Raw genomic sequence first — 12,034 nt, forward strand, 5'->3', positions numbered from 1 at the left:
TATTCGGTGGCGCACCTCGCAATGACACCACCACCCACTTTTGTCTACTTATCTCCACTCTAGAGCAAAGGCAATTCACGGTCAAGCCAGGGGAATCAGCTTTTTCGTTGTGACACAATGACTTACCCTTGACGCAGAAACACTCGGAATTCCTGCAAAATCAAAGACAACAGGCGATTACACGCGCACCAACACCACGCCTGAACGCAGGATTCGAGAAAACAGTGGGGAAAAGTGGAATGCGAGCCGAAACCAACGGCTGAATCGCAGGAGAGGAAGAGGAAGTTCGCCGATAAGCCGGGTTCTGTCGCGCACCGACGCGGACGCGTCGACGCGGGGCAATCATTCATCTGGGCGTCATGTCACCACGACGCTCAAGCGGCCTACCCGGGAGCGACGCGAGCCACGCCAATGCTCCCCTATTTGGCCTTGCCCCGGATGGGGTTTGCCGTGCCGGTCCTGTTACCAGTCCCGCGGTGAGCTCTTACCTCACCCTTTCACCCTTGCCCGATCATCGCTGATCGTCGGCGGTCTGCTCTCTGTTGCACTTTCCGTCGCCTCACGGCGCCCGGCCGTTAGCCGGCATCCTGCTCTGCGGGGCCCGGACTTTCCTCCACGCACGACGAGGTGCGCAGCGATTGCCTGGCGAACTTCCAGCTCACATTATACGCGACAAGCGGGTCGGACTCCCGATATCAGGGCGTACGCTCGAATACCGGTTCACCATCGCGGAGGCGAAAGGCACCGATCCGTTCGCCCGGTGGCTCGCCGGTGGGGTTGTTCCAGTCCTGCACAAGGCACTGCTCAGTGCTCGCAAGATACCAGCGGGCACCCTGCCTCAACGCCCACATTCGATAGCCGGCGTCGAAGACCTCGATCTCGGTCAACACCTTGCCATCCGGGTGGATACGAACCTTTCGCTGGCAGTTGGGCAGTCTGGAAGCGATGACGTACTGATCCACCTCCGACGTCCAGAAATACGGCTGCTCGCGGACCAGGATAAGTGCATGCTGGCTGGTGTCGACGGTATAGGCGGTCGCGCTGTTCTCGCAGCCGACGAGCAGCAGCGCCGTCACAGCGAGCGCGAGCAGTGGCGCTGTCTGCCTCTTCTTCATGCGACCGCCCTTGCAAGCAGACGCCAGGCCACCTGCTCGCCGGCGCGCAGAGGCACCAGCGGATCGTCCGCCAGATAATCGTAGGCGCACGGAACGTTCCAGGCCTGCCGCTCGAGCGTAATCCGCTCCTGATTGGGTGGCAGGCGGTAGAAGGCCGGACCATTCAGACTGGCAAAGGCCTCCAGCTTGTCGAGCGCCCCCGCGGCCTCGAACACTTCGGCGTAGAGCTCGATACCGGCGTGCGCGGTATAGCAGCCAGCGCAACCGCAGGCGGCTTCCTTGGCGCCGCGCGAATGGGGCGCTGAGTCGGTGCCGAGGAAAAACTTCGCATCCCCCGAGGTGGCGGCCTTGACCAGCGCCCTGCGATGGGATTCGCGCTTGAGGACAGGCAGGCAGTAGTGATGCGGTCGAATGCCGCCGGCGAAAATCGCGTTGCGATTGAGCAGCAGATGATGTGCGGTGATCGTCGCAGCCACGTTGGGCCCGCTGGCGCGAACGAAGTCGACTGCAGCCGACGTGGTGATGTGCTCGAAGACCACGCGCAGATCCGTAAAACGCCGTACCAACGGCGCCAGAACCTGTTCGATGAAGACATGCTCGCGGTCGAAGACGTCTACGTCGCCATGGGTCACCTCACCATGGACGCAAAGCACCAGGCCTCGCGCCTGCATGCGCTCGAGCACCCCATATATGCGCTCGATCGCGGTCACGCCTGCATCCGAATTCGTCGTCGCGCCGGCCGGATAGAGTTTCGCCGCATGTACGACACCGCTGTCGATCGCCCGATCAATCTCCTCTGGCGGCATGTTGTCGGTCAGATACAGCGTCATCAACGGATCAAAGGACAGCCCGGAGGGCACGGCTGCGAGAATGCGCTCGCGGTAGGCCACTGCCTGTGCCGCGGTCGTCACCGGTGGCCGCAGGTTGGGCATGATGATCGCGCGCCCGAAGCGCTCGGCCGTGTGCGGCACGACGGCGGCAAGCGCCTCGCGGTCTCGTACATGAAGATGCCAGTCGTCCGGCTTGATGAGGGTGATCGATTGCATGAGCGACACTCTGACGTTTATCTTGCAATTATAGGCACGGGAGCATGATCGGGGTCATCCGTTCAGCTCAAGCGCCCGCGCATACAGGGCATTCTTCGAATCGCCGGTGATTCGGGCCGCAAGCTTCACCGCCGACTTGAGCGGGAGCTCTTCGAGAAGCAGTTGAAGCACCTTCTCGCTCGCAGGCGACAAGCCCTCGCGGGGCGGTGGCGGCGACACCACCAGCACGAACTCGCCTCGCGCCCGGTTGGCATCCTCGGCCAGCCACGACGACGCTTGCGCCAGCGGCAGACGCACCACCTGCTCGAACACCTTGGTGAGCTCCCGGGCGATCAGGATTTCCCGCTCCCCTCCAAGCGTCGCGGCGATGTCCGCCAGGCTGGCGTCGATCCGGTGCGGAGACTCGTAGAACACCAGCGGTACCGTTTGCGCGGCCAGTGCTTCTAGCGCCACCCGGCGTGCAGCCGACTTGGGCGGCAGAAAGCCCGCAAAGTGAAAACCGGGCTCGACGAAACCCGAAACCGATAATGCCGCAATCGCCGCGCAAGGGCCCGGTACCGGCACCACCGGATGCCCGGCCGCGCGAACCCGCGCAACGATGCGTGCCCCCGGGTCGGAAATCCCCGGCGTGCCGGCGTCGGTGATCAGCGCGACATGCCGGCCGTCCTCGAGCATGCGCAGCACACTCTCGGCTGCAGCCTGCTCATTGTGCTCATGGACAGCAACGAGTCTGGTCCGGATGTTGTATGCGTCAAGCAGGCGCTGGCTGTGACGGGTGTCCTCGGCCGCAACGACGTCTACCGCAGCCAGGATGTCGAGCGCACGCATGCCGATGTCACGCAGATTTCCCAGCGGCGTGGCGACCACATAGAATGACGTCGTACTGGACAGAACGGATCGATCGATACTCATGCGCAAGGCCGCCAAGACTGAAGGACAGGATGGGATTGTCGTTCGCCGGCACACTCCGGCGCAAGTTCGAGGCAACGCGGCTGAATCGCTCGCAGAAGCTTTTCTCCAAGCGAGGGGGTGTCGCACCCTCGCGCGCCAGTTCCGATGCAAGGCCGGGGAGATTGACCTGATCTGTCTCGCCGGGCAGACGCTGATCTTTGTCGAGGTCAGGATGAGAGGCAGCGCACGTTTCGGTACCGCCGCGGAAAGCATCACGATCAGCAAACGTCAGCGCATCGTGCGCGCGGCGCAGTGGTGGCTGGCCGGGCCGGGCCGTCAACACGCGCAGCGCAGCTGCCGCTTCGACGTGGTCGCAATTGACGGGTCACAGCATGACGCGATGCAATGGTTGCCAGGCGCCTTCGATGCCAGCTGACATCGCTCTGGAACGTAAATTGATGTAAGCAATGATCCTTTCGCACAATCGATGCCGGCATACTTGGGGCATCGGATGGCCACATTCCGCCTGAGGCCACGGTATATGGCCCGTGCTAGACTTCGCAGCCACTTCCACTAACGATTTTCGACGATGGATCTCATTCAGCGCATCAGCCGACAGTTCGAAGACAGTATTCGCGTGAAACAGGACGCGCTGGAACTCATGGCGGCACCGCTGGCCGGTGCAATCGAAGTCATGACCGCCTGCCTGCTCGGCAACGGCAAGATTCTGGCCTGCGGCAACGGCGGCTCGGCAGCGGATGCGCAGCACTTCGCGGCCGAACTGTTGAATCGTTTCGAGATGGAACGCCCACCGCTGGCGGCAATTGCGTTGACCACCGACACCTCGACGCTCACATCGATCGCCAACGATTACGATTTCGCCCAAGTGTTTTCGAAACAGGTGGCCGCGCTCGGTCAGCCCGGCGACGTGCTGCTGGCGATCTCCACCAGCGGCAACTCGCCCAACGTCATGGCGGCAATCGAAGTCGCTCATGAGCGCGAGATGCGTGTCGTCGCGCTAACCGGAAAGGGTGGTGGCAAGATTGGCGAGCAACTCGCGGACGGCGACATTCACCTGTGTGTACCGGCAGACCGCACGGCTCGCATCCAGGAAGTACACCTGCTCGCACTGCATTGCCTGTGCGACGGAATCGACTGTTCATTGCTAGGAGTCGAAGAATGATTGAACAAGAAACCACCTCGCTCACCCGTCGACGCGTGCTGCTCGGTGCAGCTGCTCTGGCCACACTCCCCGCCCTTCAGGGGTGTTTTCCGGTGGTCGCCGGCGGAGCCGTTGCCGGCGCTGCCATGATATCGGATCGTCGTACTTCCGGCGCTTTCATGGAAGACGAGGCAATCGAATGGAAGACCCGCTCGGCTCTGCGCGAACGCTTCGGCAGCGGCATCAACGTGAGTGTCACTTCATACAACCGCAACGTATTGCTCACCGGACAGGTTCCTGACGAGCGTACGCGGTCGGAGGTCGGTCGCATCGCATCCGGCATCGACAACGTGAACGGCATCGTCAATGAAGTCGAGATCGCCGGTATCAGTTCCCTCACGTCACGGAGCAACGACGCACTGATCACCTCTCGGGTCAAGGCCAGGTTCGTCGACGATCAGTCATTCCGCGCCCATCAGGTGAAAGTCGTCACCGAAGCCGGCACTGTCTTCCTGATGGGCATCGTGACCCGCCGCGAGGCCGATGCGGCTACCGAGGTGGCGCGCACCACTCAGGGCGTGCAGAAGGTCGTGCGGGTGTTCGAGTTCGTCAGCGACGACGAGGCGGCGCGACTGGACCGCCTGACGAACCAGTAGCCGGGAGAAGCTCGGGCCAATCGGTACAGCTCGGGCGCCCTCACAGGCACGCCTGCGCTTTGACTGGCCCGGGCTGCCCGGCGTTTCTTCCCGCACAGCACGATTCCACGCGTTGGTGCGGGCAGATCACCCAAGCGCGTCGAGCAGCTTCTGGTGGACGCCGCCAAACCCGCCATTGCTCATCACCAGCACGTGGTCGCCCGCTTGCGCCTCCGCGACAACCGTCCGCACCAACGGCTCGAGGGTGTCGAATACCGACGCCCGCGCGCCCAGTGACGACAGCGCCTGTTCGGCGCTCCACCCCAGCTTGTCCGCAAAGCAGATCACACGATCGGCGCCGGCGAGACTTTCGGCAAGACGGTCGCGCATCACGCCAAGTTTCATGGTGTTCGAGCGAGGTTCGAGCACTACGATGATGCGCCCCTCGGGCGCGCTGCGACGCAACCCTTCGATGGTCAGTGCGAAGGCGGTCGGATGGTGGGCGAAATCGTCGTAGACCGTCACCCCGCGCACCACGCCACGCACTTCCATGCGTCGCTTCACGCCGCGGAACGCAGCCAGCGCCTCGAGCGCAAGCAGGGGTGGCACTCCTGCATGGCGTGCGGCTGCAATCGCAGCCAGGGCATTGAGACAGTTGTGTTCACCTGGCAGCACCAAGGCAAACTCGCCAAGCACCTCACCGGCAAGCCGACACAGCGCACGACTGCGGTCTCCAGCGAGAGACCAGCCATCCGGATCATCGAACCACTCCAACTCGGACCAGCATCCGAGCTCGAGCACGCGTCCAATCGCATCGGCACGCCGGTTCGCGACGATTCGGCCGCTGCGCGGTACGGTACGCACCAGATGGTGGAACTGTGTCTCGATTGCTGCGAGGTCGGCGAAGATATCCGCGTGATCGAACTCGAGATTGTTGAGAATCAGTGTGCGGGGACGATAGTGGACGAACTTGGAGCGCTTGTCGCAGAAGGCGGTGTCGTACTCGTCGGCTTCGATGACGAAGAAGGGCGAATCGGTGAGTCGCGCCGACAGCCCGAAGTTGGCGGGAACGCCGCCGACGAGAAAACCCGGCTTGAGGCCGGCGTACTCGAGAATCCACGCCAGCATCGAGGTGGTCGTAGTCTTGCCGTGGGTGCCCGCCACTGCCAGCACCCAGCGCGACCCAAGCACCTGCTCCGATAGCCACTGAGGTCCGGAAACATAGGGCAAGCCACGGTCGAGAATCTCCTCGAGCAGCGGATTGCCGCGCGAGATCGCATTCCCGACGACGAACAGGTCGGGGGCAAGATCTACTTGCGAAGCGTCGTAGCCGTCGATGAGCCCAATGCCCTCGGCCTCAAGCTGAGTGCTCATCGGAGGATAGACGTTGGCATCACAGCCGGTTACCCGGTGTCCGGCCGCTCGCGCGATCAGCGCAATGCCGCCCATGAAGGTGCCGCAGACGCCGAGAATATGGATGTGCATCAAACCTCCGCGTGTAACGCGCCGTGTACAATGGGCGGCATTCTACATCGGCCCGAGCACATGACTTCCCGAGCCAACGCTGCCAGAGCCGGAACCCTCCGGCGCGAGATCGCCGCCCTCGCCGCCCGCATGATTGCGGAGGACGGTATTGCCGATTTCGGGTTCGCCAAACGCAAGGCCGCACGCCAACTCGGCGTGAGCCTGTCCGAGGCTTTGCCCAACAATGCGGAGATCGAGGCGGAACTGCGAACCTGGCAGTCACTCTACCAGGACGAAGAGCAGGCAGAACGACTGCGAGAGATGCGCACCGTCGCCATCGAGGTCATGACCATGCTCGAACCCTTTCGCCCCTACCTCACCGGCGGCGCGCTCGACGGCACCGCCGGGCGATACTCCGAGGTGGACATCGAGCTTTATCCCGAGAGCACGAAGGAAGTCGAGATCTTTTTCCTCAATCGCGATATGGCCTATGAACACCGCGAACCACGACGCCCGGCACCCCATGCACCCGAGGCGATCTTGTGCTTCGACTGGAATGATGTGCCAATACGACTGTCCATTTACGAAGGGCGCGCAGAGCGCATCGCTCGCAAGGGATGCGATCGCGCCCGCGTGGCGACCGTCAAGGCCCTGCTGCGTGAGAACGAGACAACAAACGAGTAAGTACACATGAAGCGAAGTTTTTCGTATCTTCTGATCGCGATCGCCGCCGTCGCCGCCACGTTTGCAGGCTATTACACCAGTACGGCATTGCGCGGAGACGCCCCCACCGCGGCCGGTCTTCCACCAGAGGCCGCGGAAACACTGCTCGCAATCACGCTGCCCGATGTTGATGGTCAGCTGCACACGCTCGCCGACTGGCGCGGCCAGATACTGGTCGTCAATTTCTGGGCGACCTGGTGCCCACCTTGCATCAAGGAAATTCCGGAGTTCTCCGCGGTATCACGACGTCACGCCGAGAACCCGGTGCAATTCGTCGGCATCAGCATAGACACCGCGGACAACGTTCGTGAATTCAACGAGCGCTTTGATGTGCCCTATCCGTTGCTCATCGGCACCAGTCAGACGCTTGGCCTGGCGAGCGAGGTGGGCAACACTGCCCGTGCCCTGCCTTTCACGGTCATCATCGACATGAATGGGCAGATTGCCAGTGTCACGCTCGGCACCTTGAATGAAGAGCAACTCGAGGGCAAAATCCGCTCGCTGCTTCCTTCCTGAAGCAAATCCGCTTACACCACAACACTGGACAATTTGCAGCCAATTGCGTCAAACTTGCAGCCATGAAGCGCTCAAAAAGCAACAAGTCCAGCAGTTCGACACCTCTGCCCACAGCTCGCATTTTGGTTCTGCACGGACCGAACCTCAATTTGCTGGGGACGCGCGAGCCCGAGATTTACGGCAGGACCACACTCGCAGACGTCCATTCCGCGATGGAGGCACGAGGTCATGCCGATGGCGTGCAAGTGGAGTCCTTCCAGAGCAATCACGAGGGGCAACTCATCGACCGGGTGCAGGCCGCGGCGGCGGAAGGCGTCGACTTCATCATCATCAACCCGGCCGCATACACGCACACCAGCGTCGCCTTGCGCGATGCGCTGGCTGCAGTGGCGATCCCGTTCATCGAGGTGCATCTGTCCAATGTGCACGCGCGGGAGGGCTTCCGGCATCACTCCTATTTTTCGGATCGCGCCGTGGGCGTGATCTGCGGCCTGGGCGCATACGGCTACATGGCCGCGCTCGAATACGCCCTGACCCGACTGCGGGAAATGGGCTGACCCCACTATCCACTTGGGCTGCACCCGACCGCCGCCCTGTCCGGAGAACAAGATGGATTTGCGCAAGCTGAAGAAACTGATCGACCTCGTCCAGGAGTCCGGTATTTCCGAGCTGGAAGTCACCGAGGGGGAGGAGAAGGTTCGTATCGCCAAATTTCCCGCCGCGGGCGCGATAATGAGCGCGCCGGCGCCCGTGCCTCAGCCAGCGCCGATCGCCATCGCCGCGAACAACCCCGGCGCAGCAGCACCCGCGGACAAAGATGTCCCCGAGGGCCATGTCGTACGCTCACCGATGGTCGGCACGTTCTACCGTGCGGCGTCACCGGGAGCCAAGGCGTTTGCCGACGTCGGACAGAAGGTCGCCGTCGGCGAGCGCCTGTGCATCATCGAAGCGATGAAACTCATGAACGAAATCGAGTCGGATGTGGAAGGCGTAGTCAAGGCCGTGCTGGTCGAGAACGGCCAGCCGGTCGAGTATGGTCAACCGCTGTTCGTCATCGGCTGATCGCGCCATGTTCGACAAGATCCTCATTGCCAACCGGGGCGAGATCGCGCTGCGCGTGCTGCGTGCCTGCCGCGAACTCGGCATCCGTACGGTCGCGGTTCATTCGGTCGCGGACACCGAAGCAAAGTACGTCAAGCTCGCCGACGAGTCGGTCTGCATCGGCCCAGCAGCCTCGGCCCAGAGCTATCTCAACGTGCCCGCTCTCATCGCCGCCGCAGAGGTGACCGACGCAGAAGCCATTCATCCGGGCTATGGCTTTCTCTCGGAGAACGCGGATTTCGCTGAACGCGTCGAGCAGTCAGGCTTCGTCTTCATCGGCCCCAGGCCGGAGACGATTCGGCTGATGGGCGACAAGGTCAGCGCCAAGGATGCGATGAAAGCTGCCGGCGTGCCATGCGTGCCCGGATCTGAAGGTGCCTTGCCCGAGGACCCGAAAGAGATCGTGCGGCTCGCGCGCGAGATCGGCTATCCGGTCATCGTCAAGGCGGCCGGCGGCGGCGGCGGACGCGGGATGCGCGTCGTACACACCGAGGCGGCATTGTCCAACGCGGTCGCCACGACGCAGTCCGAAGCGCTTGCCGCCTTTGGCAACCCGACGCTGTACATGGAGAAGTATCTCGAGAATCCGCGTCACATCGAGATCCAGGTGCTTGCCGACGAACATGGCAATGCGATTCATCTTGGCGAGCGCGACTGCTCTATGCAACGCCGGCACCAGAAAGTCATCGAGGAAGCGCCTGCCCCGGGCCTTGACCGCAAGACCATCGATGCCATCGGCCAGCGCTGCGCAGAGGCCTGCCAACGCATCGGCTACCGCGGCGCCGGCACCTTCGAGTTCCTCTACGAGAACGGCGAATTCTTCTTCATCGAGATGAACACCCGCGTCCAGGTGGAACACCCGGTGACGGAACTCATCACTGGTGTCGACATCGTTCAGGCCCAGATTCGCATCGCCGCCGGAGAGGCCCTGTGGCTGTCGCAGCGTGACATCGAGTTTCGTGGGCACGCTGTGGAATGTCGCATCAACGCCGAGGACCCGTTCAAGTTCACACCCTCGCCCGGCCGAATCACGAACTGGCACGTCCCCGGCGGCCCCGGCGTTCGGGTCGACTCCCATGTCTACAATGGGTACACCGTCCCGCCTTATTACGACTCCATGATCGGCAAGCTCATCGCCTACGGCGACACCCGCGAGCAGGCAATCCGGCGGATGCACATAGCCCTGTCGGAAATGGCCGTGGAAGGCATCAAGACCAATGTGGCCCTGCACCAGGAACTGATGCTCGATGGTCGCTTCATGGAAGGCGGCACCAGCATTCACTACCTCGAACACCGACTTGCAGAGCACCACGCAGTCCATCAGGAGTAGTTATGTGGACGTCGGTCACCCTGCAGGCTGATGCGGATCGGGCAGAACGCCTGTCCGACGCGCTGATGGAGTGCGGCGCACTGTCGGTCGCGATCGAGGACGCGGACGCCGGCACCGAAGCCGAAACGCCGCAGTTCGGCGAGCCAGGGCACGACCCTGTGGGTCTGTGGGCCCACAGCCGGGTCATCGCGCTGTTCGACGAATCTGTGGAGCTGATCGAAACACTCGCGACCGCGGCCGCGATGGCGGGTTTCAGCGCGGTGCCGCAGTTTACGACCCAGGCTGTGGCTGAACAGAACTGGGTCCAGCTTACGCAGAGCCAGTTCGATCCGATCCGGATCACGGGCCGCCTGTGGATTGTTCCATCCTGGCACGAATCACCCGATCCGGATGCGATCAATATCCAGCTGGACCCAGGAATGGCGTTTGGTACCGGTTCACACCCTACGACCCGTCTGTGTCTGGAGTGGCTCTGCGACAACGTGCAGGCCGGTCAGTCGGTACTCGATTACGGCTGTGGCTCGGGCATCCTGGGCATCGCAGCCGCCAAACTCGGCGCCGGCAGAGTGCTCGGCGTGGATATCGACGACAAGGCGCTCGAGGCAGCAGTCTTCAACATCGAGCAGAACAAGGTGGCGATGAAGTTGCAATCCTCGAGCATTGCGCTGGACGCCACCTTCGAGATCGTCGTCGCCAATATCCTCACGAACCCCTTGTGCATCCTGGCGCCAGCGCTCAGCGCACGGGTTGCGCGAGGCGGGAAGATCATTCTCTCCGGAGTGCTCGAAACCCAGGCTGCTCAAGTCATCGACACCTATGCGCCGTTCATCACGCTGCGAATTGGGGCGGTGCTGGACGGATGGGTTAGGCTCGAAGGGGAGCATTCTTCGGGCGGGCCTTCGCGACCATGCTGATTGTCCGCTGCCCCGCCTGCCAGACAACGTTTCGCGCCAAACCGGAACACCTTGGTGCTCGTGCGGGGCGGGTTCGCTGCGGAAGCTGCTTCACACCATTCAACGCACTTGAGAACCTGATCGACTCAACCCCTGCAGATACGACCTCCGAGGAAAAGCCATCCTCTACCGACGTGCCGACGCAGATCCCGACAGAGGCGGTGAGCGAGGCAGCAGAGAAGGCAGAAGACGAAGCGCGCAACACCGAAGCACACGCAACTCCAATAATCGAGCTCTCCTCCAGCGATCTCGATGAACGGCTCGCGCTTGCACTCTCGCCATCGAACGAAATCGATCTCGGCCCTGGCAAAGACGTCCGAAAGCCGGACTACAGGGATGATCTCGATCTCCACGAAGCGCTCACCGAGCCACCCGACATCACACCCGACGATACCGTCACCGGCGAACGACGTGCCCACCCTGTCTCACCAGTCCCTGCAGATCGCGGGTCGGACACACACGGGGCGCTGCGCTGGTCTCCCGTGAGCAACCCCGGTATTGGCACCCCGACACCGTTGTCGAAGGCGATGTGGCCAACCCTGGTCGCTCAACCGCCCGAACCCGAGACGATTCAGCCCGGCGTATTTGCCCCCAGTGAAGTATTCCCCGGCGACAACCGAGCCGACGAAGACTCATCGCATACCCCTTCCGCCGAACCGGACAGCCCCCCAGCCACCGGGATCGCAATCGATCCGGACGATCGTCGGTGGCGACGCGTTGCCGACGAGCGCCGCGAACCCGCCTTTACCCCGAACACCACCTCGATGCTCGGCACCGGCATCGAGTACAACCCCGACTTCACGCACTACACGAGGGGAGAGTCACGTGGCAGGGTCTGGCTGTGGGCGCTGATGGTCGGAGTATTGCTGGGCTCGCTTGCGGTGCAGTCGGCCTACGTGTTCAGGGTCGAACTCGCACGGGACTGGCCACAGCTGCGCCCGATATTTGTCGATCTCTGCAACCGACTTGCCTGCGACATGCCTTTGCCACGTAACGTGCAGGCGATCAACGTGACGGCCTCCAACCTCGAGTCAGACCCGGACGCGCCGACGAGTTTCGTTCTCCACGCCCGCCTGCGCAACGAGGCAAGCTACCTCC

At 62.6% G+C, this 12,034-nt stretch carries 14 protein-coding genes and 1 other RNA gene; 10 read left to right on the forward strand and 5 right to left on the reverse strand.

What is annotated here, in order from left to right:
* Positions 1–277: 277 nt before the first annotated feature.
* From rnpB to rsmI, 4 genes are all read right to left on the reverse strand, one after another.
* Positions 278–654: RNase P RNA component class A (gene rnpB, locus GPA21_RS07120), an RNA gene on the reverse strand.
* A gap of 41 nt (positions 655–695) precedes the next feature.
* Positions 696–1,115: a hypothetical protein gene (locus tag GPA21_RS07125; RefSeq protein ID WP_168987521.1), complete on the reverse strand. Its 420-nt coding sequence runs from the start codon at positions 1,113–1,115 to the stop codon at positions 696–698.
* Positions 1,112–2,161: a dihydroorotase gene (gene pyrC / locus GPA21_RS07130; protein WP_168987522.1), complete on the reverse strand. Its 1,050-nt coding sequence runs from the start codon at positions 2,159–2,161 to the stop codon at positions 1,112–1,114. The genes GPA21_RS07125 and pyrC overlap by 4 nt, the downstream gene beginning before the upstream one ends.
* A 54-nt stretch (positions 2,162–2,215) precedes the next feature.
* Positions 2,216–3,073 carry a 16S rRNA (cytidine(1402)-2'-O)-methyltransferase gene (gene rsmI, locus GPA21_RS07135; RefSeq protein WP_168987523.1) on the reverse strand — a complete coding sequence of 286 codons (858 nt, stop codon included), beginning with the start codon at positions 3,071–3,073 and terminating at the stop codon, positions 2,216–2,218.
* Between rsmI and GPA21_RS07140 the strand changes: the two genes are divergently transcribed.
* The 3 genes from GPA21_RS07140 to GPA21_RS07150 all read left to right on the forward strand — a co-directional run bounded on the left by GPA21_RS07140 (position 3,072) and on the right by GPA21_RS07150 (position 4,870).
* Positions 3,072–3,488: a YraN family protein gene (locus GPA21_RS07140; protein ID WP_168987524.1), complete on the forward strand. Its 417-nt coding sequence runs from the start codon at positions 3,072–3,074 to the stop codon at positions 3,486–3,488. The genes rsmI and GPA21_RS07140 overlap by 2 nt on opposite strands.
* A 153-nt stretch (positions 3,489–3,641) precedes the next feature.
* Positions 3,642–4,235, forward strand: coding sequence for a phosphoheptose isomerase (locus GPA21_RS07145; RefSeq protein ID WP_168987525.1), 594 nt, complete (start codon positions 3,642–3,644; stop codon positions 4,233–4,235).
* Positions 4,232–4,870, forward strand: coding sequence for a BON domain-containing protein (locus GPA21_RS07150; protein WP_168987526.1), 639 nt, complete (start codon positions 4,232–4,234; stop codon positions 4,868–4,870). The genes GPA21_RS07145 and GPA21_RS07150 overlap by 4 nt, the downstream gene beginning before the upstream one ends.
* A gap of 126 nt (positions 4,871–4,996) precedes the next feature.
* Here GPA21_RS07150 and mpl read toward each other — a convergent pair whose 3' ends face one another.
* Complete coding sequence (mpl, locus tag GPA21_RS07155) at positions 4,997–6,334, reverse strand: UDP-N-acetylmuramate:L-alanyl-gamma-D-glutamyl-meso-diaminopimelate ligase (RefSeq protein WP_168987527.1); 1,338 nt, start codon at positions 6,332–6,334, stop codon at positions 4,997–4,999.
* Between the two features lie 60 nt (positions 6,335–6,394).
* Here mpl and GPA21_RS07160 point away from each other — a divergent pair, with 60 nt between their 5' ends.
* From GPA21_RS07160 to GPA21_RS07190, 7 genes are all read left to right on the forward strand, one after another.
* The gene (locus GPA21_RS07160) at positions 6,395–6,997 is read left to right on the forward strand and encodes a hypothetical protein (protein WP_168987528.1); all 603 of its coding nucleotides are present in this window, start codon (positions 6,395–6,397) and stop codon (positions 6,995–6,997) included.
* 6 nt (positions 6,998–7,003) lie between these two features.
* Positions 7,004–7,552 (forward strand): TlpA family protein disulfide reductase, encoded by a 549-nt coding sequence (locus GPA21_RS07165; protein ID WP_168987529.1) that lies wholly within the window; start codon positions 7,004–7,006, stop codon positions 7,550–7,552.
* Between the two features lie 62 nt (positions 7,553–7,614).
* The gene (aroQ, locus tag GPA21_RS07170; protein ID WP_168987530.1) at positions 7,615–8,109 is read left to right on the forward strand and encodes a type II 3-dehydroquinate dehydratase; all 495 of its coding nucleotides are present in this window, start codon (positions 7,615–7,617) and stop codon (positions 8,107–8,109) included.
* Between the two features lie 52 nt (positions 8,110–8,161).
* Complete coding sequence (gene accB, locus GPA21_RS07175) at positions 8,162–8,614, forward strand: acetyl-CoA carboxylase biotin carboxyl carrier protein (RefSeq protein ID WP_168987531.1); 453 nt, start codon at positions 8,162–8,164, stop codon at positions 8,612–8,614.
* Between the two features lie 7 nt (positions 8,615–8,621).
* A complete protein-coding gene (accC, locus tag GPA21_RS07180; protein WP_168987532.1) occupies positions 8,622–9,983 on the forward strand; it encodes an acetyl-CoA carboxylase biotin carboxylase subunit in 1,362 nt (453 codons plus the stop codon).
* Between the two features lie 2 nt (positions 9,984–9,985).
* Complete coding sequence (prmA, locus tag GPA21_RS07185; protein WP_168987533.1) at positions 9,986–10,897, forward strand: 50S ribosomal protein L11 methyltransferase; 912 nt, start codon at positions 9,986–9,988, stop codon at positions 10,895–10,897.
* A partial coding sequence (locus tag GPA21_RS07190) for a zinc-ribbon and DUF3426 domain-containing protein (RefSeq protein WP_168987534.1) occupies positions 10,891–12,034 on the forward strand: 1,144 nt, incomplete at its 3' end. The genes prmA and GPA21_RS07190, both read left to right, overlap by 7 nt.

This window comes from Azoarcus taiwanensis, from assembly GCF_012910885.1.
GTDB classification, from domain to species: domain Bacteria; phylum Pseudomonadota; class Gammaproteobacteria; order Burkholderiales; family Rhodocyclaceae; genus Azoarcus_F; species Azoarcus_F taiwanensis.

What these genes read in the sequence shown, in the direction of transcription:
- prmA (WP_168987533.1), top strand. Translation starts at nt 9,986, where the DNA reads ATGTGGACGTCGGTCACCCTGCAGGCTGATGCGGATCGGGCAGAACGC.
- aroQ (WP_168987530.1), top strand. Translation starts at nt 7,615, where the DNA reads ATGAAGCGCTCAAAAAGCAACAAGTCCAGCAGTTCGACACCTCTGCCC.
- accC (WP_168987532.1), top strand. Translation starts at nt 8,622, where the DNA reads ATGTTCGACAAGATCCTCATTGCCAACCGGGGCGAGATCGCGCTGCGC.
- GPA21_RS07145 (WP_168987525.1), top strand. Translation starts at nt 3,642, where the DNA reads ATGGATCTCATTCAGCGCATCAGCCGACAGTTCGAAGACAGTATTCGC.
- accB (WP_168987531.1), top strand. Translation starts at nt 8,162, where the DNA reads ATGGATTTGCGCAAGCTGAAGAAACTGATCGACCTCGTCCAGGAGTCC.
- rsmI (WP_168987523.1), bottom strand. Translation starts at nt 3,073, where the DNA reads ATGAGTATCGATCGATCCGTTCTGTCCAGTACGACGTCATTCTATGTG.
- GPA21_RS07160 (WP_168987528.1), top strand. Translation starts at nt 6,395, where the DNA reads ATGACTTCCCGAGCCAACGCTGCCAGAGCCGGAACCCTCCGGCGCGAG.
- GPA21_RS07140 (WP_168987524.1), top strand. Translation starts at nt 3,072, where the DNA reads ATGCGCAAGGCCGCCAAGACTGAAGGACAGGATGGGATTGTCGTTCGC.
- pyrC (WP_168987522.1), bottom strand. Translation starts at nt 2,161, where the DNA reads ATGCAATCGATCACCCTCATCAAGCCGGACGACTGGCATCTTCATGTA.
- GPA21_RS07165 (WP_168987529.1), top strand. Translation starts at nt 7,004, where the DNA reads ATGAAGCGAAGTTTTTCGTATCTTCTGATCGCGATCGCCGCCGTCGCC.
- GPA21_RS07150 (WP_168987526.1), top strand. Translation starts at nt 4,232, where the DNA reads ATGATTGAACAAGAAACCACCTCGCTCACCCGTCGACGCGTGCTGCTC.
- GPA21_RS07125 (WP_168987521.1), bottom strand. Translation starts at nt 1,115, where the DNA reads ATGAAGAAGAGGCAGACAGCGCCACTGCTCGCGCTCGCTGTGACGGCG.
- mpl (WP_168987527.1), bottom strand. Translation starts at nt 6,334, where the DNA reads ATGCACATCCATATTCTCGGCGTCTGCGGCACCTTCATGGGCGGCATT.